General features: G+C 43.9%; 21 protein-coding genes. 3 read left to right on the top strand and 18 right to left on the bottom strand.

Translation table 11 applies throughout. From position 1 onward, the window contains the following. Window positions 1–34: 34 nt before the first annotated feature. The 4 genes from ABZM97_RS17930 to ABZM97_RS17945 form a co-directional block, all read right to left on the bottom strand. A complete protein-coding gene (locus ABZM97_RS17930) occupies window positions 35–1288 on the bottom strand; it encodes an extracellular solute-binding protein (RefSeq protein ID WP_087993789.1) in 1254 nt (417 codons plus the stop codon). Window positions 1289–1381: 93 nt separating this feature from the next. Next, window positions 1382–3151, bottom strand: a complete 1770-nt coding sequence (locus ABZM97_RS17935; protein ID WP_253268587.1) for a glycoside hydrolase family 13 protein — start codon at window positions 3149–3151, stop codon at window positions 1382–1384. Window positions 3152–3263: 112 nt separating this feature from the next. Beyond that, window positions 3264–4214, bottom strand: a complete 951-nt coding sequence (locus ABZM97_RS17940; protein ID WP_087993788.1) for a LacI family DNA-binding transcriptional regulator — start codon at window positions 4212–4214, stop codon at window positions 3264–3266. Window positions 4215–4459: 245 nt separating this feature from the next. Then, a complete protein-coding gene (locus ABZM97_RS17945; RefSeq protein ID WP_367387042.1) occupies window positions 4460–5035 on the bottom strand; it encodes a TIGR00730 family Rossman fold protein in 576 nt (191 codons plus the stop codon). Window positions 5036–5152: 117 nt separating this feature from the next. Here ABZM97_RS17945 and ABZM97_RS17950 point away from each other — a divergent pair, with 117 nt between their 5' ends. Then, window positions 5153–5473 (top strand): MazG nucleotide pyrophosphohydrolase domain-containing protein, encoded by a 321-nt coding sequence (locus tag ABZM97_RS17950; RefSeq protein WP_087993786.1) that lies wholly within the window; start codon window positions 5153–5155, stop codon window positions 5471–5473. Between the two features lie 28 nt (window positions 5474–5501). On the opposite strand, the gene ABZM97_RS17955 is transcribed toward ABZM97_RS17950, so the two are convergent. Then, window positions 5502–7103: a SulP family inorganic anion transporter gene (locus ABZM97_RS17955; protein ID WP_087993785.1), complete on the bottom strand. Its 1602-nt coding sequence runs from the start codon at window positions 7101–7103 to the stop codon at window positions 5502–5504. Window positions 7104–7121: 18 nt separating this feature from the next. Further along, the gene (locus ABZM97_RS17960) at window positions 7122–7715 is read right to left on the bottom strand and encodes a carbonic anhydrase (protein WP_087993784.1); all 594 of its coding nucleotides are present in this window, start codon (window positions 7713–7715) and stop codon (window positions 7122–7124) included. A 392-nt stretch (window positions 7716–8107) separates the two neighbouring features. Between ABZM97_RS17960 and ABZM97_RS17965 the strand changes: the two genes are divergently transcribed. Beyond that, window positions 8108–9085, top strand: a complete 978-nt coding sequence (locus ABZM97_RS17965) for a D-glycerate dehydrogenase (RefSeq protein WP_087993783.1) — start codon at window positions 8108–8110, stop codon at window positions 9083–9085. 297 nt (window positions 9086–9382) lie between these two features. On the opposite strand, the gene ABZM97_RS17970 is transcribed toward ABZM97_RS17965, so the two are convergent. The 4 genes from ABZM97_RS17970 to psdR form a co-directional block, all read right to left on the bottom strand. Next, complete coding sequence (locus ABZM97_RS17970) at window positions 9383–11329, bottom strand: ABC transporter permease (protein WP_367387043.1); 1947 nt, start codon at window positions 11327–11329, stop codon at window positions 9383–9385. Continuing rightward, complete coding sequence (gene psdA / locus ABZM97_RS17975; protein ID WP_087993781.1) at window positions 11304–12083, bottom strand: lantibiotic ABC transporter ATP-binding protein PsdA; 780 nt, start codon at window positions 12081–12083, stop codon at window positions 11304–11306. The genes ABZM97_RS17970 and psdA overlap by 26 nt, the downstream gene beginning before the upstream one ends. Before the next feature lie 82 nt (window positions 12084–12165). Further along, window positions 12166–13236, bottom strand: a complete 1071-nt coding sequence (locus ABZM97_RS17980) for a HAMP domain-containing histidine kinase (RefSeq protein ID WP_253268588.1) — start codon at window positions 13234–13236, stop codon at window positions 12166–12168. Continuing rightward, window positions 13230–13943: a two-component system response regulator PsdR gene (gene psdR, locus ABZM97_RS17985; RefSeq protein WP_253268589.1), complete on the bottom strand. Its 714-nt coding sequence runs from the start codon at window positions 13941–13943 to the stop codon at window positions 13230–13232. The genes ABZM97_RS17980 and psdR overlap by 7 nt, the downstream gene beginning before the upstream one ends. A 150-nt stretch (window positions 13944–14093) precedes the next feature. Between psdR and ABZM97_RS17990 the strand changes: the two genes are divergently transcribed. Continuing rightward, a complete protein-coding gene (locus ABZM97_RS17990; protein ID WP_253268590.1) occupies window positions 14094–14303 on the top strand; it encodes a hypothetical protein in 210 nt (69 codons plus the stop codon). Window positions 14304–14338: 35 nt separating this feature from the next. On the opposite strand, the gene ABZM97_RS17995 is transcribed toward ABZM97_RS17990, so the two are convergent. The 8 genes from ABZM97_RS17995 to ABZM97_RS18030 form a co-directional block, all read right to left on the bottom strand. Next, entirely contained in the window at window positions 14339–15103 is a 765-nt protein-coding gene (locus tag ABZM97_RS17995; protein WP_087993777.1) for an arylamine N-acetyltransferase, read from the bottom strand. Then, window positions 15104–15361: an HPr family phosphocarrier protein gene (locus tag ABZM97_RS18000; protein ID WP_003219835.1), complete on the bottom strand. Its 258-nt coding sequence runs from the start codon at window positions 15359–15361 to the stop codon at window positions 15104–15106. A gap of 23 nt (window positions 15362–15384) precedes the next feature. Beyond that, window positions 15385–16335, bottom strand: coding sequence for a DNA-binding protein WhiA (gene whiA / locus ABZM97_RS18005; RefSeq protein ID WP_087993776.1), 951 nt, complete (start codon window positions 16333–16335; stop codon window positions 15385–15387). A gap of 22 nt (window positions 16336–16357) precedes the next feature. Continuing rightward, complete coding sequence (gene mgfK / locus ABZM97_RS18010; protein ID WP_087993798.1) at window positions 16358–17311, bottom strand: gluconeogenesis morphogenetic factor; 954 nt, start codon at window positions 17309–17311, stop codon at window positions 16358–16360. Window position 17312: 1 nt separating this feature from the next. Continuing rightward, the gene (rapZ, locus tag ABZM97_RS18015; protein WP_087993775.1) at window positions 17313–18200 is read right to left on the bottom strand and encodes an RNase adapter RapZ; all 888 of its coding nucleotides are present in this window, start codon (window positions 18198–18200) and stop codon (window positions 17313–17315) included. Window positions 18201–18225: 25 nt separating this feature from the next. Continuing rightward, complete coding sequence (locus ABZM97_RS18020) at window positions 18226–18693, bottom strand: 8-oxo-dGTP diphosphatase (RefSeq protein WP_087993774.1); 468 nt, start codon at window positions 18691–18693, stop codon at window positions 18226–18228. A gap of 328 nt (window positions 18694–19021) precedes the next feature. Further along, a complete protein-coding gene (gene trxB, locus ABZM97_RS18025; protein WP_087993773.1) occupies window positions 19022–19972 on the bottom strand; it encodes a thioredoxin-disulfide reductase in 951 nt (316 codons plus the stop codon). Window positions 19973–20190: 218 nt separating this feature from the next. After that, window positions 20191–21588, bottom strand: a complete 1398-nt coding sequence (locus tag ABZM97_RS18030) for an NlpC/P60 family protein (protein ID WP_087993772.1) — start codon at window positions 21586–21588, stop codon at window positions 20191–20193. Window positions 21589–21936 lie beyond the last annotated feature (348 nt).

Raw genomic sequence — 21936 nt, forward strand, 5'->3', positions numbered from 1 at the left:
TCGCCCTCTATTCTTCCGGACGCTGTCCCGCCGTTTATTTCACATATTTTTCTTTGATATTTTCCTTTATGACGTTTACAGCATCATTCGCTGACGTTTGCGCCGCTTTTTTTCCTGAAGCCGCATCAAAAATCAAACTTTCCGCTCCTGTCCATACCTCAGCCATTTCCGGAATATTCGGAGTCGGTGTCGCTGTTTCATATTGTTTAATCACAGCTGACGCCAGCTCATTTTTTTGCTCATCCGCTTTCTTTCTCGCAGCTGTGTTGGCCGGAACTTCGTTTGTATTCTCATAAAAAGCGTAAGCATTGGCATCATTTGCAGCATACTCAAGCCATTTTTCAGCCAGTTCGGGTTCTTTTGTATATTTTGATGCAACCCATCCCTTCCCGCCGGCAAAAGGGGCATATTCTTCTCCATTTGGCAATGTCGGAATGGGAGCCGCTCCGTAGTTTAATTCAGCCTCTTTATAGTTGGCAGCTGACCAAGGTCCGCCGATGATTGCAGCCGCTTTGCCATCTAAAAACATCTGCTGAATAAAATCGTCTGCGCTTGAATTGTCTTGCATGCCTTTTGGCCAATAGGTTTTAAACCATTTCTCCGCATATTTCACCGCTTCTACAGCCCCTTTATTGTTTAGGCCGATGTCCCCGGAATCTGTGCCGTTTTTTCCAAATACATATCCGCCGTAACCGGCCAACAAACCGTACGACATATAAAAGTCAGTCCATTTTGCCAAAAATCCGGTTGATCTCCCTTTTTCCGAAGCAAACGCAAACCGGGAATCCTCTGTTAATGTTTCAAGATCTTTAAATGTTTTTGGTGCTGTTTGTAAGAGATCTTTGTTGTAATACAAAACAAGTGTTTCAATCACTAGCGGCATTCCATACACCTTGCCGTCAACCGTTACTTGCTGCATCTCTTTATCTCCAAAACTTTTTGTGTGAGATGGCTTAATATCAAGCAAATGTCCTTGCTGGCCCAAACCGCCTATCCGGTCGTAGGCAGCGAGCATCACATCAGGTGCATTCCCCGCCGGGCCATCAAGAGGAAGCGCTTCCAACTGCTCAAACATTTGCTTTTCAACCATTTTTATTGTGACATCATTCTCCTTTTCGAATGTTGCTTTGATGCTTTCAATGTAATCTTTATAGGTTTCTTCAACAGATACAGTCAGTACCTTTTTGCCGTCAGAGCTTGCCGGATCTTTTGAACTTGAGCAGGCGGCAAGGCCGAATGTCAGGACTGATGCCGCCAATAAGACGAACCCCTTTTTAACAAGTATCATCCCTTTTCCCCCTTTATTTATGAATCTACAACAATTGTATGGTTCTCCAGAAAGCGGTTACAACATATTTTAACTTGTTACCGATAACAGAATTTAAACAGGAACGGCAGCACCCAAAATAAAAAATTCTCCCGGCTGAACGGCAATGACATCGTGATGATGAAGCGGCTGATCTGTCCATACATCGTAGATTTTCTTATTCCTTTCAATATCCAAATCTCGCAAACTGACATGTCGAGCCGCGTCCCCCTGGTTAAAGAAATAAATCAGTGTTTTTTCCTCAAGAGTCCGCGAAAAACGAATAAAATGGTTTTGGTCATCCAGCAGATTCCACTCAAGATGTCCCTCAGTCAATAAAGTGTTTTCCTGTTTGCGCAAAGCAATTAACCGTTTCATAAATCGCAGCATGTCTTGGTTCTGCTTCTCTTTTTCCCAAACCATACATTTCCGGCATAATGGATCATTTTCGCCGTCCAGCCCGATTTCCGTTCCGTAATAGATGCATGGTGAACCTATCTGGGCAAACATAAAGGCCAGCAAAGCGCGTGCTTTTTTCTCGTCATTGCGGCATCTGGTCAAAAGGCGTTTTGTATCATGGCTATCCAGTACATTAAACATCACCTCATTGACCTGCTTCATTCCATTCATCAAATGGGCATTTACACGGTGGGCCATACGCGAGGCTGGAATCGTCCCATCAGCAAAATATTCAATCATAGGCTCTGTAAAGGGATAGTTCATCACCGCGTGAAATTCATCTCCTCTAAGCCAAGGTTCGGCGGAATGCCAAATCTCTCCTACAATATAAACATCCGGCTTTTCCGCTGATACAGCTTGCCTGAATGTCTTCCAAAAAACGTGATCCACTTCATTTGCCACATCCAAACGCCAGCCGTCAATGTCAAATTCGCGAATCCAGTACAAAGCAATATCTAGCAAGTATCTCTGTACTTCGGGATTAGCCGTATTTAGCTTCGGCATATCGGGTGTAAACGCAAACCTATCATAATTGTCTTCTTTGACAGGAAAGGAGTGAATATGAAACCAGTCTTTATAGCGTGATTGAGCTCCGTTTTTCACGACATCCTGCCACTGCGGAGAAGCGCTTCCTATATGGTTAAAAACAGCATCAAGCATCATTCTCATCCCCCGCTGATGAAGCTGGCTGACCAATGTGCGAAAAAGCTCCGGATCTCCAAAATGCGGATCAATAGAATAGTAATCCAGCGTGTCGTATTTGTGATTAGAAGGCGCGGAAAAGATCGGCGTTAAATAAATCCCGTTCACCCCTAAATCCTCTAAATAATCAAGCTTGTCAATAATCCCCTGCAAATCTCCTCCAAAAAAATCATTGACGTCCGGATCCTTGCTTCCCCACGGCAATGCATTCTCCGGTGACAAGTCTTCTCTTCCATTCGCAAAACGCTCGGGAAAAATTTGATACCAAACCGTTGATTTGGCCCACTGAGGCGCTTGGAATGTATCAGCTTCGTGAACAAATGGAAATTTAAAATAATAATGGATCGTCTCCAGCGTTTTTTCGTTATAAGGGCATACACCTGAACTTCCGAAAAAGATGTCTTCATGACGGTCTGAAACAACAAACGCATATTGCAGACGCCTAAATGGCGGCACCACTTCAGCAAACCAATAATCATGCATGTCTGTTGCGGCAATTTTCCTCATCGGCTGCTCGTTTGCCGACCACCTGCCGCCGTTGTACTCATAAGGATCACCCCAAATGAATCGAATGTGATCTGCATCACCTTTTTTTGTCCGAATCTTGATATGCACCGTCCGCCCGTCATAAGAATAAGCATCAGAACTGAACGGCTGATGATGAATCGCTGCATATTCCATCATGTCTCCCCCTTTGAATTCCGTTTTCATTAGGCCGGCTCTTAGCTTGAAAGTATCATGATGAAATATCAGGAACAATCCTTTTCACCTTGTTACCGATAACAGAATAATCCGCTTACAGTGTTGATTCCCGTACAATCAACTCCGGCTCAAAAAATAGATTTCCTTGAGCGGCACCGTCTTCATTCATTTTTTTCAGTAACATTCTCGCACAGGCTTCCCCCATTTCAACAACAGGCTGTCTGACCGTAGTCAACCGGGGCGAGGAGATGCGATCAAGAAAAACACCGTCATTCCCGGTCACCGCGACGTCTTCCGGTATTCGTTTTCCAAGCGACTGCACGGCACGAATGACGCCGAGCGCGATCCGATCGGATGCGCAGACAAACGCGGCCTGATGATCCAGAGATTTCAGCACTTCGCTTGCAAGGCATTCACTTTTCTTAGAACTGTTGTCGATCCGAAATATTTTCGTTTTTCTAAAGCTTTCATTCATTGCCCGAATGTATCCCTGTTCTCTTGAACGTTCAAAAGGCTCATCTAAATCAATACCAATAAAGACAATTTCCCGCTCCCCCAGCCCCATCACATGACGTGTTGCCATAAAAGTTCCTTTCTCGTTATTTACATCGATAAAGTCATAGCCCATTTCATTTTGTCCAAATACGACCAGCGGCTTCTCAAAAGCTTTGATCACACCTTCAAAATCAGTCTTTCTCAAGCCGGTGGCAATAATGCCGTCGCATTGGCCAATATTGAGAGAGTTTCTTGTCACAAGCTGCAGAGCATAATGATTGCGATCCAGCTCCCGGCTGATTCCGGTCAGCAGGTTCATGTAATATGGTTCTGTCGTATCCATTTCCTCAAGAATCAACAGTTTGACAACCTGTGTTCTGTTTTGCACGAGCGCTCTTGCCGCATAATTAGGGATGTAATTCAGCTCTTTCATCGCAGAATGAACAAGCTTTTTCAATTCATCTGTCACCGTCTCAGGATGGTTTATCACTCGTGATACCGTCATTTTCGAAACATTTGCTTTTTTCGCCACATCTGACAATGTTGCCATTTTCATCCCCTCCTTACCTGTGCATATTATCCAAACTAGTGAAAAAGTCCTTTATTTACAACTGAATAGACTAGCAGCAAAAAGAATAGAAAAAAGGAGATTTCCTTCAGGAAACCTCCTTTGTTGAAAAAACTCGATTTTCAGTTCATTTTCCACCTGAAATACTCCCATAGAATAGAGGATCAAGGCCGTGGATGCACGGCCAGACTCAGACCAAATACGGCAGGTGGCTCACTTGAAGGTTTTTAAATTTCCGTCCACTTTTTCTCTAAAATCGGATACGAGTAGTTTTGCATTTGCTCAATTAACTCATCCGGCCGTGAAGAGCTGTGGATCAGTTTAAGGTGCGAGTCGTTAGAAAACCCTTCCTGAATGCTGTATTTGATCATTTTCATCATCGGTTCAAAATATCCATTCACATTGTACAGTCCGATCGACTTTTGGTGAATGCCGATCTGCGCCCAGCAAAGCACTTCAAATAATTCTTCATATGTACCGAAGCCGCCCGGCATGGCGATAAAGCCGTCCGCCAGCTCGCTCATTTTGGCTTTTCGTTCATGCATGCCGTTTACTTCAATCAGCTCAGTCAGGTTTTGATGGACGACCTCCCCGCTGAACAAACCGCTCGGCATGACCCCGATCGCAGTTCCGCCGTTTTCCATTATCGCGTCGGCAATCGCGCCCATCAAACCTACGCGGGAGCCCCCATAGACAAGGCCGATTCCCTGCTCAGCCATGTATGCGCCTAGCTCTGCCGCTTTTCTTTTATACGCTTCATTTCCCCCCGGGTTTGATCCCGCAAATACACATATTGTTTTCATTTTTTCATCTCCGCATCTATATATCGTATCAAATGTTCAAAAAACACACTATATATTGTCCCACCTTCATGTGATAATATCAATATGAAATACATAAAGAATGCAGGAGTGATAATGTTGCAGCTGACTGATGCAGAGAAATGGATGAAAGATTTTTACGAAAAAAGAGGCTGGACAGAGTACGGACCGTTTATTCGGGTGAGCTTTTTAATGGAGGAAGCAGGAGAGCTGGCCCGGGCTGTCAGAGCATATGAAATCGGCAGAGACCGGCCGGATGAGAAAGAATCATCACGAGCTGAGCAAAAACAAGAATTGATTGAGGAAATGGGAGATGTCATCGGAAATATCGCCATTCTTGCTGACATGTACGGTGTATCCTTAGAAGAGGTGATGAAGGCACACCAAGAAAAACTGACAAAACGATTTGAGCATGCATAAAAAAGCGGCCGCAACGGCCGCTTTTTTTTTAACCTCTGATTTCATCGTGGTGATCAAAGAAATGCTGTTTCCCTATTTTGTGAAATAGGCCTGTTTTATGCAGCAGTTCCTTCGGCTGCGATTGCAGTCCTACAATCATCAGCTTTCCGTTGTGGCGTTTAATTCGGTTCATAATGTTCCCAAGCACAGCTTCGGCCGACGTGTCCATGTAGTGCACCTTATTCATGAGCAGAATAAGGGTCTTTGGCTTTTTCTGTACATGCTCCAGCAGTGAAGATTCAAGCGAATCAATTGACCCGAAAAACAACGGTCCTTCTATGGCATACATGCTGACAGATGGGTCTTCTCTCTTTGTTGTCTTCGCCAAAAAAGGATGCGATTCCTGATTGTGGATGCGGGTTGCTTCACTCATTCTTCTGATGAAGAACACAAATGCGAGCAGCAAGCCAATTCCCACACCGACGATTAAGTCAAACAGAACGGTTAGCGCAAAGGTTGCTGCCAAAATAAAGGAATCAGCGGTTTTCAGTCTCAGCATGTTTGCGACTTCCTTGCGCTCACTCATATTCCATGCGACAACCATGAGGATCGGCGCCATACTGGCAAGCGGCACATGGGATGCATAAGGCGCGAATACGAGCAGGACAAGAAGAACGACTACACCGTGAACAACGCCTGAAACAGGAGACACCGCTCCGTTTTTAATATTGGTCGCCGTTCTGGCGATCGCTCCTGTTGCCGGGATTCCGCCGAACAGCGGCGCAGCCATATTCGCAATTCCCTGGCCGACAAGCTCCTTGTTGCTGTCATGCTTTGAGCCCTTCATATTATCAGCGACCATCGCGGACAAAATCGACTCAAGGCCGCCAAGAAGCGCGATGACAAGGGCTGCCGGAAACAGCATGACCATTTTATCGAATGTAAGCTCAGGAAACTGAAATTCAGGCAAATGGCGGGGAATTTCTCCATATGTTGACCCGATCGTTGCCATACGGTCAGGGAAAAAGACAACCGCGACCAATGTCGAAATAAGAAGCGCCAATAAAGCGCCAGGTACTTTAGGCATCACCTTGGCGGATACAAGCAAAATGACGAGCCCGATCACCGCTGTCAAAATGGCATACACATTGAAGGTGCCGAGATTCTGTGCAATTTCAAACATGTTGTGATGAAAATTCTCATGTTTCTCAATATTACTTAAACCAAGAAAATTAGCGATTTGCTCTGTAAAGATCAGCACGGCAATCCCGGCTGTAAAACCGACGATAACAGGTTTCGGCACGAATTTCATGATCTTTCCGAGCTTAAACAGCCCGAACAGCACCAGCATGACTCCTGCCATAAACCCTGCAATCAACAGGTTCTCAAAGCCGTACTGCATCACAATGCCAAATAGAATCGGGACAAAGGCGCCTGTCGGACCGCCAATTTGATATTTGGAGCCCCCAAACAAAGAAATACAAATCCCCGCCACAACAACAGTGTACAGCCCGTATTCAGGCTGAACTCCCGAAGCAATGGCAAACGCCATCCCTAAAGGAATTGCCACGACACCTACTACGATACCTGCAATCAAGTCTTTCTGAAATTTCTGTAAATTATAGGACTTGAATCTCCCTGAGAATCGCATATTTTGCTATAACCTCCCTTATGATTGAGTGTTTATGAGCTCAGTTTCATAACCGTTAATGACGACATCAAGTTTTCCTGTTTCAGGGTGAATGACAAGTCCGTGAACCGGCACCTTTTTCGGCAGCAGCGGATGATGCTTGATCAAATTCACACTATGGGAAACGCTTTCTTCTACGCTGTGAAAACCAGTCAGCCATGTTTTCAAATCAAGTCCGGCGCTAGCCAGCAAGTTCAGGCAGCTTTCTTCCACTCCGCGTTCCTTTGCTTTCTCGAGAATCGAGGACGCATTCAGTCCCGACATCCCGCATTCATGGTGGCCGACAATGCACACCTCTTCAGCCTGCAATTCATAAATCGCGACCAGTATGCTGCGCATCACGCTTCCAAATGGGTGGGAAACGATGGCTCCCGCGTTTTTAACAATTTTAGCATCGCCGTTTTTAAGCCCCATTGCTTGCGGAAGAAGTTCGGTGAGCCTTGTATCCATACAGGTGACAATGACGAGCTTTTTTGAAGGAAATTTTGTCGTTTTGTACGGTTCGTACTTCTTCTCTCTGACAAACCGCTGATTGTGTTCCAAAATTGATGTTAAAGAAACCATTTGATTCATCTCCCATCCATATGATTTCGCAAGCCTTCTTACCCAGCTTACAGTAAGGAATTATAGCATAGGAATACGCCTCGAAAAGGCTTTCACAAAAAGACACTATAATTGAACTGTAGAATAAAAACAGAAACATTTATATCTTTCAAAGATAATAAAATTTATATTTATTGATCCCTATAATCTGGCTTCAACTCGATATGGATGATTTGTCTGACAAAAAATATAGGTGAATTCAGATAATTAAAAAACTTATTTAAGCCAATTTAGCTGTTCATCCGATTTTCATATCCATTTTAAGTTCAAAAGAACCAGAAACCAAAATGAACATAGCTATATTTTTAACATCTATTTATTTCCGATATAATAAAAAAGACAACAGCCATAAAGGGGGAGCCTTGTTGAAACCATTTGTATTCATCACAAAACCGATTCCTGAAGAGATTGAATCATTCATCGATGAACATTGCCGTTATGAAATATGGCAGGAAGATACGCTTCCGAGTGATGTGCTATTTGAGAAATTAAAAGATGCGGAAGGGCTTTTAACTACAGGAACGTCCGGACCGTCCATCAATCGTGAACTGCTTGAACATGCGCCAAAGCTCAAAGTGGTCAGCAACCAATCCGTCGGCTATGATAACTTCGATATAGAAGCGATGAAAGAAAGTGGAGTCGCCGGCACTCATACGCCTTATACACTGGATGATACCGTCGCGGATCTGGCCTTTTCTCTCATTCTATCTTCCGCCAGACGTGTTGCCGAACTGGACCGTTTCGTCAGAGCCGGAAAATGGGGAACCGTTGAAGAAGAAGCGCTTTTCGGCATTGACGTTCATCATCAAATGTTAGGCATTATCGGCATGGGCAGAATTGGCGAACAAGCCGCAAGACGCGCCAAATTCGGTTTCGATATGGAAGTGCTTTATCATAACCGCCATCGCAAACAAGAAACTGAAAACAGCATCGGCGTCGAGTACGCTGAGCTCGATACATTGCTCAAACAATCTGACTTTATTCTGCTCATTACGCCGCTGACTGATGAAACGTATCATATGATAGGGGAACGCGAATTTAAGATGATGAAGGATTCAGCAATTTTCGTCAATATTTCCCGGGGAAAGACAGTTGATGAAAAAGCGCTGATTCGCGCCCTGCAAGAAGGCTGGATCAGAGGAGCCGGCTTAGATGTATACGAAAAAGAACCTGTCACACAAGATAACCCGCTCTTACAGCTGGATAACGTGACACTGCTCCCGCACATCGGTTCAGCAACAGCAAAAGTGCGCTTCAACATGTGCAAACAGGCTGCCGAAAACATGATCGCAGCCATCCAAGGACAAACGCCGAAAAATCTCACAAGAGAATTTCAATAATAAAAAAACAGCCGGTCTGATACAGACCGGCTGTTACAGATTGTTGACAAAGACCTAAAACGGTTTTCGTTTTAGGTCTTTGTCATCTTTTCAGCGTGATGGAAAACCCTTGAAGTCTAGGAAGGACGAGCATCGGAGCAGACTTTCATAGGATGTGATGACGGCGGCGTTTAGGCAGGACGCCTAAGCATTTAGCCGCCGTTCCTTTCGTAAGTCGTGAGCACCGACGCGCAGGCCTGACAACGAATGCGAGGGTTTGTCGACACGCTGAAACATCCGGTCTGAAACAGACTGATGTTAAAATGTGATATGCTGCAGAACAGCACGCTTATAGATGTAGCGGGTGACAAGATAGTATACTGCCTGAAACACAAAATAAATGATGATGACCAGTACAGCCTCCAGAAATAAGTTGGAATGCAGCATATTGCTTAACGCTGCATACGCAAAGCCTGCATGAATGGTACCCGCGATAAACGGGATGAAGAATAAAAATCCAATTTGTTTTCCAAGGATGGAGTGAATTTCTTTGTCCGTAATCCCTATCCTCTTTAACGCTAACACCTGCAATCTCGTATCCTCTATTTCCGTAAACATCCGCAAATACAGCATGCTTCCTTGCACGATAAAAAACAACACGCTGACAAACATTCCTATAAACAGCGTTAATGCCACGGCCTGCTTTACAATCTGATAACTTGGAGCACGTGTTTGAAAATCAGATGTATGTTCTTTCGGCACCATGTTTTCAAGTTTTTCAGAGACATCCACCGTCTCCTGCCAATGCTCGAGCTCGTAACCTACCACTCTCATCTGTTCCTTCAGCGGCACATCCCGTGTCAGGCTGTCAAAGCTTTTTTCGCTGACGACCAATAAACGGCTGACTCCTCCGACTGACATCAATACCCCTTTGTTTTGCTGCTTTTTCATGACATAGGAAAGTGTTTTTTCTGACTTCATATGAAATGCTGCTGTTTCCCCTTCTCCAAATGTATCTTTCACCATCATCTGAAAAGGAACATTGATAAACGCTTCATTTTCTTGTAAATGAATAACAGGGTAACCTTTTTCCTTTGCGACTTGATTATAGATTTTCTCTGAAATCAGCAAGGCTTCCGCTTCCGTTTTCTTGTTTCCATACGGCAGGTCTGATTGAAAAGTGACAGGAATCCCTGTGGCATTCACCTTATACTTAATCTCAGCATCTGCTTTTCTCAGTGTGCTCTCCGCTCTCGCAGGCTCCATCACCTGAAAACGGGAAGCGTCTTTTTCCACCCATGCAACAGACTGAGGAATGCTTTGCTCCTCCTGCCTTTGCAAATCGGCATAAAACATATAGATGACACCTGTAGCTGTGAGTATAACCGCTGTAATGATAGAGGTTAAAAACAGCATGCTGGCGTGATCCTTCAGCCGGAAGATCATGTTGGAACGCACAATGATATTGGTGCCATTATAGAAGCTGTGTTTTTTTCTGTACAGCATCCGGAAAAACGCCACACTGCTTTGGGTAAAAAAGAAATACGTGCCAATTAACACTAAAATCAGAATCGGAAAGACCCGAAACACCATGTCGATCACATTTGCAGTCGCAGCGAGATAATAACCTCCGCCGAGGCACAGCAATGACAGCACAGTGAGCCATTTCGAATAGGCCGGCAAGCTTTTCGGCTTTTGAGCCGATTTCATCAACTCAATGATTTCCAGCTTGCGAATCCGCCCCAGCGATAAAATGAGCAGCGTCTGAAACAGGATGAGAAAGCCCGCAGCCGTCAGCACAAACGCTTTCGGCACAATGACAAACGAAATCGGCACCTTCACGCTGAGCATCCATGTCATGATCATAAAAAACAGCTTTGAAAATAACAGCCCTGCTCCAATACCTGCCGCAATCGCCGCAAGAGAGATCAGAGACTGCTCATAATAAATCATCTTGCGGAGCTGCTGCTTTGATGTTCCGAAAAGTGTCAGCAGCCCAAACTCTTTCTTTCTCGCCTGCAAAAACGCCGAATTCGAATATGAGATAAAAAATAGACAAAACACAATGATGACGACAAGGGCTGCGCTTAAGCACGTTTTGACAAGGCTTCCGCCATATATATTGTCTTCATTGACATCCGGATGAAAAATGAAAGATGTGAAGACAAAAAACACGGAAACGGCAAACACACAGCTTAAAAAGTAGGCGACATACCGTTGCAGATTCCCAAGAATGTTTTTACGGGCGATGGTTCTCAAATTCATGAAAATCGCCTCCCAACACACTCAAGGTATCCAATATACTTTGATAAAACACCTGTTGATTTGTCCCTCTGTGAATCTCTGAAAAGAAACGGCCATCCTTAATAAAAACAATCCGTTTACAGAAGCTCGCCGCTGTCGCATCATGCGTGACCAATAATATCGTCGCTTCCTTTTCTTCATTCAGCTGAGCCAGCGTGTTCATCACTTGCTTTGCCGATTTTGAATCAAGATTTCCTGTCGGTTCATCAGCTAGAATGAGCGCCGGATTGTGAATAATAGCTCTGGCGCAAGCGGCCCGCTGCTGCTGCCCGCCGGACACCTCGTATGTCCGGTGATCGAGAATATGCTTGATTTGCAATGCATTGGCCAATTCATCCAGACGGGCTTCCATTTCTCTCAGCTTTACTTTATCCAGTGCGAGCGGCAGCAGAATATTTTCCCGAACCGTCAGCGTATCAAGCAGATTAAAATCCTGAAAGACGAAGCCGAGTTCTCTTCTGCGAAACAGAGCCAGCTCCTGGTCCTTTAACGCTTTCGGCTGAATGCCGTTAATCATCAACTCACCCTGGGTCGGCTTATCAATGGTGGCCAGCAAATTCAGAAGCGTGGTTTTTCCGCTTCCCGACGGCCCCATAATGCCGACAAATTCTCCTTTTGCCACACTGAGGTCAAAGTCGCTGAGCGCTTGATATGATATCGTTCCTTTATTTGAATAGTACGTTTTCGACAGGTTCGTTGTTTGTAACACGTTCATGTTCTGCTCCTCCTTTTTCTTTATTATAAAAAGGAAGTCAGCAGCCTCCCATCGAACTTTCTTGCAATTCCGCGCTCCAACCTTACAATGCTGTCACATTCACTAGGGTGTCACTTGAAAACACGATGGTCATCACCGTGCCAGCCCCTTCTTTTGATTCCGCATACAGGTGGTGGCCAAGCCGGCTGCATACCTGTTTTGCTAAATAAAGACCCATTCCCGTTGCCTCTTTCATGCTTCGTCCGTTTTCTCCGGTAAAAAACGCGTCAAAAATCCGCGGCAGATCCTGCGGCGGTATGCCGATGCCTTCATCAGCAACCGACAAACGCGTCTCACGCCCCTGCGTTTCTATCCGGATTGTAATATGGTCTCCCACCCCTTGCTTTGAGTATTTCAAGGCATTGAAAAGGATTTGCTCGACGACAAAGGAAAGCCATTTTTGATCACTGGAAATCTGAACGGCGTTTGGCGGCACATGTAATGTTGGAAAAAGGCGCCGTTTGATAAACTGCCGTTTTTCCTGATTAATAAGTGAACGGACCAGCTCGGCCAAATCAAAGGTTTGCGGCTTTACATCAAATGCAAATTCCTCCAGCCGGGCTGTTTGCAGCATCATATCAAGACCGTGGCGAAATCTCTCATTTTCATCCTCAAGCTCCTCTAAAAACGTCGAAAAAGAAGAAGAGGCTCCGTTTTTTCCTTCTTGAATCATTAAGGAAATAACAGAAACCGGTGTTTTCATATGGTGGACCCACTGATTGGTGAAAGTATAATGCTGTTTTTGCTGATTCATATATTGTAAGAGCCTGCCTTCGTATTGCTGCCCGAGTGTGTTGATCATTTTCGTCCAAAGCGCCTGCTCTCGAGTTCTTGGGTTTCGGGCTTTCAAAGCCTGTCCGATGTCATTCGAAGAAGGCGCTCGTTCTGCAAGCTTTTTGACATAAGTCAGAAAGGAAAATTGCCGAACATAATCAGCAGCAAAACCGGCGGCTAAAAGAACACCGGGCAAAACCCATATGTACATCATATTTTCTGCGGGAGGTTCTGCGCCGCTCTCTATGATGCTTAAATACGCAATCAGCATAGCCGTCCCTATCCCTAATAATGAAAATAAAATTATGGCTAAGCGGTCAATGAGATACGTCTTTAACACTCCGGTTCATCCTTCCGATTGACTTGAAATTGATAACCTTGTCCCCTTATCGTTGAAATGCAATCTTTCAGTCCTGCATTCTCCAGTTTTCTCCGCAGCCGATTGACATTGACCGTTAACGTATTATCATCGACAAAATCAACGTCATCCCACAACGCCTCCAATAATTCATCACGAGAGACAATTTTTTTATGTTTTTTCACGAAAATGGATAGGAGCTGAAATTCTTTTTGTGAAAACAAAATGCGGGTGCTGTTCCACTCCGCCTCGTTCTGTTCCGGATAAATCGTGAGCCCGCCCAGCTCCATTATTCTTGATTCCTGTGACAAAGAGGGCGAGTATTCACCATATGTGCGGCGCAGGACGCTTTTGATTTTGGCCACCACTACCTCTAAATGGAATGGCTTCGTGATATAATCATCGCCGCCATTTTCAATCGCCATCACCTGATTCATCTCATCGGTTCGTGCCGATATAAAGATAATCGGCGCATTGGAAATGGTACGGATTTGCCTGCACCAATAAAACCCGTCAAAAAAAGGAAGATTAATATCAAGCAGCACAAGATCCGGCTTCATTTCTATAAATTCCAATTTTATATCATTCAGCTGTTCAGCAATTTTCACTTCATATCCGTATTTTTGAAGATGACCGCCCAGCAAAGAAGCAATGCGTTCATCATCTTCCACAAGCAAAATCCGATACACGTTTATCCCCCCTTACATGTATTTCGTGATGACTTTTCTAGAAGATTCCAAAATTCATTATAGCATGTGTCGGGATCGTAAATCGGTCTTTTTCTATTCGTTATGGTAGAATAAAAAAAGGAAAAAACTTCTTGATAAGTAGGTGTCATTATGAAGAAAATCATGCTCTTTGTCACCATTACGTCAATTCTTTCAGCATGTCAGCCGAACTATACCGGGAAATACATAGAAATTGGGGATTCACTAACTGAATACGAAAAAGAGTGCTTTAAAGAGCATCAAATTCCTTATCAATATGAAAAAGGGAAACTGTATATCCCGGAAGATGCATTTGATGTAGTTATCAATACTTGTTCATAAGAAAAAGCTTGCAGTATGTCTGCAAGCTTTTCATGTTACAAAAAATAAGTATTTAATTTCTCTTCAAACTCTGAAGAGACAATATCACTTTTTTGGCTCTCTCCGCCGTTTTCCTGAATCGTCAAATGGCGGTCAGACATGACCATCCGTCCGTTCGATGTCAGCTTTGAAGCGAGCAGTGATTTGTTAAAAGGAGATTTTTCATGAGAATGAATCATGTCCTTCATGTCATCTAAATCACCGGCATCGCTCTCATCAAGGGTAAAAGCGTAACCGATTTGCCAACCTTCGCCTTTATCCATCCACAGCACATGACTGCCCTTTTCTGTCTCTTCTTCTATGATTCGGAATGACCCGACAGGTGATTGTGCCGTTTCTCCGGAAAGCGGTATCGGCTGGAGCGCCAGGTTGATGCCGAAGCCGATATCTAAGATATAATCACCTTTTTCCGCAGAAAGCAATACAGCGGCATGCGTTCCGTCTAACGCCCACTCTTCTTGATGTCCTGCATAAACCGTCCCCCGAATGAGCTTCACTTGAAACCCGGCCTCCCGCAGGACAAAATAAAGGAAACCATTTAAATCGTAGCACAGACCGCCGCGCTGTTCTTTGACCAGACGGCGCCATAGCTCTTCTTTTGTTACCTTATAATCCTCATTTGCGAGTACGGCACGATTTTCAAATGGGAAACGGTATGCCATTGCTTCGAGAAAAAGGGGGAGATCGCCGAAGCTGACATGGTCTTTCTCCCAGCCGATTTTCTGAAAGCAGTCATTTAGAAAGTCACTCATCTTTATCACCTAAACTTCTTCTTGAACATAAGCAGCCAGCTTTTCCAGCGCCTCTTGTTCGTCTTCTCCCTGGGCAATCAAGGTCACCTCAGTGCCTGTGCTTACCGCAAGGCTCATCAGTCCCATGATGCTTTTTGCGTTTACTTTTTTCCCATCCTTCTCAAGAAACACATCTGACGTAAAACGGTTTGCTTCTTGCACAAACAAAGCAGCAGGACGCGCCTGCAGTCCTGTCTTTAATCGAACTTCCACTTTCTGTTGAACCATAAGATCTCCCCTTTTCTTTACGGTTATTTTAAAGTGACGGTTTGCCCTGTCCGCAGCTGTTCCGCGATTTCATCAAGTTTTCTCAGCCTGTGATTGATCCCTGATTTGCTGATTTTTCCGCTTGTTACCATTTCCCCTAGTTCTTTCAGCGTCACTTCCTGATAATCAATCCGCAGCTGCGCGATTTCCCGAAGTTTTTCAGGAAGTGCATCAAGGCCGATCCGTTCATCGATGTATTTAATATTTTCCACCTGTCTGAGCGAAGCGCCGATCGTTTTGTTTAAGTTGGCTGTTTCACAATTAACGAGGCGATTGACCGAATTTCTCATATCCCTGACGATTCTGACATCCTCAAATCGCAGAAGCGAATTGTGGGCGCCGATTACGTTAAGAAATTCGGTAATCTTTTCAGCCTCTTTTAAATAGGTGATATAGCCTTTTTTACGTTCGAGCGTTTTGCTGTTTAACTGAAACTCATTTAACAGGTCGCATAATGAATCGTTATGCTCCTTATAAAGAGAGAAGATTTCTAAATGATACGAGGAGGTTTCCGGGTTATTGACCGAACCTCCCGCCAAAAATGCCCCTCTCATATAAGAGCGTTTGCAGCATCTCTTTTTGACCAGCTCTTCCGAAATACTTCGTTCAAACACAAAATTCTTCTCAAGTATTTTTAAATCCTCTAAAATCGCTTTTGCATTTTCGGAAAAACGCACAATATAGACGTTATTCTTTTTCAGCCGCATTTTCTTTCTGACCAGAAGCTCGACCGACACATCATATTGTTTTTTCAGCAATGTATAGATGCGGCGGGCAATCGCCGCATTTTCGGTTTGAACATCAAGTACGAGATGGCGGTTTGTAAATGATAATGCTCCATTCATCCGGATAAGAGCAGACAGCTCTGCGTTAATGCAGCAGTCTTTCACTTCCAGATTCGTTAATTCTTTTTTTGTTTCCGATGCAAATGACATATAGCCACCTCATTTCAAGGCTTCATTCTTTCAGTAAATCGACAAGAAGAGAAGCCACTTTATGTGTATCGTGACGAATTACGTCATTTTTATACGTTACGATTTGATCTCTGATGACTTCCAGCTCCATCGCTTTCAGCTCTTCGATATCAAAATCAACAGGGCGCGCCGATTCCATTTCGTACTTACGTTTGATTTCGTCAGGAATGTCTTCGCTGTTCACTAATATCGTATCAATAAAACCGCAGCCCATATGCTGATTGAGCGCTTTCACGTGATCAGCAGCGGTGTAATGAAGCGTTTCGCCGGGCTGAGTCATCACGTTGCAAATGTATACCTTTTTCGCCTGCGCCTTTATCACTTCTTCCCCGATTTTTGGGACGAGCAAATTGGGAAGAATGCTTGTATAGAGGCTTCCCGGGCCGATGATAATCAAATCCGCTTCCCTGATTACGTCTATCGTTTCCGGCAGCGGGTCAATATGTTCAGGCGTGAGAAAAACACGCTTAATGCGCTGTCCGTAAGCCGGAATCGTGGACTCGCCTGAAACCACGCGGCCGTCTTCCATCTGAGCATGCAGAACGACACTGGCATTGGCAGCCGGCAAAACTTTTCCTCTTACATTCAGCACCTTGCTCATTTCTGTGACAGCGTGAAAAAAATCACCGGTTATATTTGTCATCGCTGCCAAAATCAAATTCCCGAGAGAATGGCCTGTTAAGTCATTCCCCTTATTGAAGCGGTGCTGAAAGAGATCTTCAACAAGCGGCTCCACATCGGATAAAGCGGCAAGCACATTTCTGATGTCTCCGGGAGGCGGAATTTTCAGTTCATTCCGCAGACGGCCAGAGCTCCCCCCATCATCGGCAACTGTCACAATGGCCGTAATGTCAACTGGTTTATGCTTTAAGCCTCGAAGCAATACAGAAAGACCCGTACCCCCGCCAAAGATTGCGATTTTCGGTTTTTGTCCCATCTTATTTCCGGCTTCTCTTTTCAATGTCCCGGTGAGTAACATGAGTATAGTAATCCTTCTTGAAATAATCAGCTAAATGTTCGGCAAGTGTCACAGAGCGGTGCTGGCCCCCTGTGCAGCCGATCGCAATGACGACCTGGCTTTTTCCTTCTCTTTTGTAAGATGGAAGCATAAAGCTCAGCAGATCGATCAATTTTTCATTGAACTTCTGCGTTTCATTCCACTTCATGACGTAAGAGGAAACCTCTTCATCCTTGCCAGTCAGCGGCCGCATGCTTTCGATATAATAAGGATTCGGCAAAAATCTGACATCAAAGACGAGGTCTGCGTCAATCGGGATACCGTATTTAAAACCAAATGACATGACATTCACAGTAAATGTTTCTCCTTGGTTTGACGCAAAGTGATTTACGATTTTTTCACGCAAATCACGCGGCTTCATGTCTGACGTATCATAAATCATTTGAGAGCGGCCTTTTAATTCCTCAAGCAGTTCACGTTCCAGGCCGATGCCTTCAAGCGGAAGGCCAGTCGATGCCAGCGGATGTGAACGTCTCGTTTCTTTATATCTCGTGACGAGAATGGAATCCTTCGCGTCCAAGAATAAAATTCGCGGTGTAATCCACGGATTTTCCGCCATTTCATCCAGCGCTTCAATCATTCGGTCAAAAAATTCACGTCCTCGCAAATCCATCACAAGCGCAACCTTGCTCATTTTCGAATTTGATTCCTTCATCAGCTCTAAAAATTTCGGAAGTAATGAAGGCGGAAGATTATCGACGCAGAAATAGCCGAGATCTTCAAAGCTTTGAATGGCGACAGTTTTTCCCGCTCCCGACATTCCGGTTATAATGACAAGCTGAATATCATGTGATTCACTAACACTCATCTAACTCCCCCCTGACTTGTACTTTCTATTTAATATGCTGCGGGTCTAAACGATAACTGAGCAGCTTAAAGTCCGGTGTATACGTAAATGTACCGTGCAGCAGCCCTTGTCCCTTCATCATAAAATCAAGAATATGGCCGTCTCCCGGGGCCATTGGGAGGTTTTGAATCTCCTCGACATTGTGCCACTGCAATTTGCCTTCCTCTGATTCAGATACATTTTGTCCGGTATAAGAATCAGCGACAAACGTAAACATCATCCACTCAGAAACTATCTGGTCACCTTCTTTAATGATAAAGGTAAAAACGCCTTTTAACTGAGGGTTTATGATATAGATACCAGTCTCTTCTCTGTACTCTCTGATGACGGAGTCTCTGACTGATTCCCCGCTCTCCATTTTGCCTCCCGGCGCGACCCACCAGCCGCGTCTCGGCTTTTGAAGCAGAAGGACTTTGTCATCCGTCTGAAGCACACAATTTGTCACTCTTTGCAAGTACGTTCACCTAACCTTCTCGTCCTGTCATCGTCTCTTTATTATACCGCTTCAAGATGCCTCCCACAATGAAGAGACATTGACAATCTTTCCTTCTATTTTACAGTATATTCATTTCTGAGCTCAGGTGATTTTGCTGTAACAGGCATCCGCCTTTATTTTCACACAAAAAAAGGACACGGATAACTGGAGAATCCGTGCCAAAAAAGTGTATTCATTATAAAAAGGGGGTCAATTACGTTATTAATCATAACCGAAAAGCATTACACATGTGTTACAGCGGAATTAAAACCCAGTAACGTAATATGAAACTCGTATGACAGCCTTTTTATTTTAAGGTTTTCAGCGTTTCTTGGAGCTCTTCGACATAATGCTGGACGCTTTGTGCCGCAATACTTCCGTCTCCTGTAGCTGTTACGATTTGGCGCAGTGATTTTTCGCGAATGTCTCCGGCAGCGAAAATCCCTTCAACCTTTGTTTCCATCCGGTCGTTTGTTTCGATGTAGCCCTCTTCATTCGTAATGCCCAGATTTTCAAACGGTTTAGACAGAGGAAGCATGCCGATGTAAATGAATACGCCGTCTGTTTTGAATTCACTTTCTTCACCGGTTACCGTATCGACAAGCGTTACGTTACCGACTTTGCCGTTTTCTTCATGAATTTCCTTCACAGTTTTGTTCCATAGGAAATCAATTTTTTCATTATCAAATGCTCTCGCTTGGAGAATGCTTTGCGCACGGAGTTTATCACGTCTGTGAACAATCGTTACTTTTGAAGCGAAACGTGTCAGATACACGCCTTCTTCCACCGCGGAATCTCCCCCGCCAACAACGACAAGCTCTTTGCCTTTAAAGAAAGCGCCGTCACATACTGCACAATAAGAAACACCGCGGCCGCCTAATTCTTTTTCGCCAGGCACGCCTATTTTCTTATACTCCGCACCCGCGGAAATGATGACTGCACGTGCTTTATATTCTTTTGAACCGGCTTTCACCACTTTGTACTCTTTGCCGTCAACGACTTCTTTAATATCGCCATAAGCGTATTCAGCACCAAATTTTTTCGCGTGTTCAAACATTTTGTTGGAAAGCTCAGGTCCGAGAATGCTTTCAAACCCAGGATAGTTTTCTACATCTTCCGTATTTGCCATTTGCCCGCCAGGAATTCCTCTTTCAATCATTAATGTCGATAAATTTGCTCTTGATGTGTATACAGCGGCCGTCATCCCAGCTGGACCCGCGCCGATAATAATCACGTCATATACTTTTTCTTCTGACACACTATTCACTCCTTAACACGTCTTTTTCAAGTTGGGGCGCTTCTTTATATGATAAGAGTCCCCATCTAACGTATTCCTTACCCATATCCTATAAAATCTCACGGTGATACGCTATTTTTTTGCTCATTTTTTTCTGATCATGATTAAATGTTTTTTTTAGGGGTATATGTATTAATAAAGAAAGAGCCTTCTGTTCAAGAAGGCCCTTGTCTTATTTATTATTGAACAACACGTCTTACAACGCCTTTGAATGCATCTTTCCAATAACTATTGCTCATAGAGTCAACTGATACACCATGAGATGAATTGTCATTAAGGAAAGTACCGTTTCCTAAGTAGATTCCTACGTGACCGTTCGTTTTGTATGTGTCAAAGAAAACTAAGTCTCCGCGCTTCATTTCTGACGCGCTGACAGCTTTTCCTCTTCCAACTAACGTGTCAGTTGTTGTTCCGCCGACAGGTCCAAGGTTGACACCTGCAGAAGCGTATGCCCAGCGTACGAATGATGAGCAGTCAAAAATACGGTTGTTGATATCAGACTGAGAGCGTCCGCCGCCAAATTTGTACGGAGATCTTCCGACAATGCTTGAACCAACGCTGATCGCGCCTTCAATTCCGCCTGAGTTACTGATGACAGTGCCGCCTGAATTGCTGTTTGAACCGCTGCTCTTCTTAGAAGATGAGCCGTTAGACGAACTGTTTGATGAACCCTTAGAAGAATTGTTTGAAGAATCATCATGAGATGAGCTTGCTGTTGCTGTTTCAGTTGTAGCTGTTTGTGTCTCATCAGATGCTTTTTGCGCTTCTTCCTGCTTTTTGATCAAAGCAGCCGCTGCTTCTTGTTCTTTTTTGATGCGTGCTTGTTCTGCTTCGGTATCTGCTTTTTGGTTAGCAAGCTCAGACGCTTCTGATTTTAATTCAGAAATCGCGTCAGCCGTTTTCTTCTGGCTTGCTTTTGCTTCTTCAAACAGCTTGTCTTTATCATCAAGCTGTTTATCAAGGTCTTTTTGCATGGTTTCTAATTTAGCCAATGCAGCTTGAACTTCTTTCAGCTTGTTATTCAAATCCGCTTCAGAATCTTCAAGCTTCGCTTTATCCTGCTCTTGCTGCTTGATTAAATCTTTGTCTGCATCCACAATAGATGAAACCGCAGTCGCGCGAGAGATAAAGTCACCAAAGCTAGTTGATCCTAAAAGGACATCTATGTACCCTTGAGATCCGCCGCTTTCCTGTAAAGAACGAACGCGTTTTTTCAAGATTTCGTTGCGCTTTTCAATGCGGGCTTCTGTCTCTTTAATCTCTTTTTTCAGTTTTTTGATTTCTTCTTTTGTTTTATCGTTTTCTTCTTTTTTATCTTCGATCTTGTTGCTTGTATCAAGCGCCTTATCGTTAATGTCTTTCAGTTCTTTTTCAATCTTTGATTGATTTTGCTGAAGCTCAGTTAATTCTTTTTCCTTCGCTTCGATGCTGGAAGCAACCTCAGATTGCTTGCTTTCGATATTTTCTTTCTTTTCATCTAATGTTTCCGCCGATGCAGTTTTACTTGTAAATGGGATCAAAAAACTGCTTGTACCGATGACGGAAGCCAAACCAAGTGTCAATAAACTCTTTCTCACTTTTTATATCCTCCCTTTACTGTGAACCTGTTCTCATGTGGAATCGTATTTTAAACATCAAGTTTCGTTCCTCATACTCTACGAGGAATGATGGTTGTTTATGGTTAATTATTCTGCGCATCTCTTATTCTGGCTGTATAGCGTTTATTTCACATCATATGTAAAAAACACTAATTCCTTATGTACGAGAATCATTATACCATCAAGTTTCGACAAATTAGCGATAAATTTTATTACATTTGTGTTTCAAACAGATGTCAAGTCGTTCATCATTTGTCATTTTTCTTAAACGAGTAAAAAAACTGTCGATATTATTTTCTTAATATAATCTATCAAACCAAAAAAAGA

The sequence above is a fragment of the Bacillus vallismortis genome (assembly GCF_040784915.1).
Taxonomy (GTDB): Bacteria; Bacillota; Bacilli; order Bacillales; family Bacillaceae; genus Bacillus; species Bacillus subtilis_G.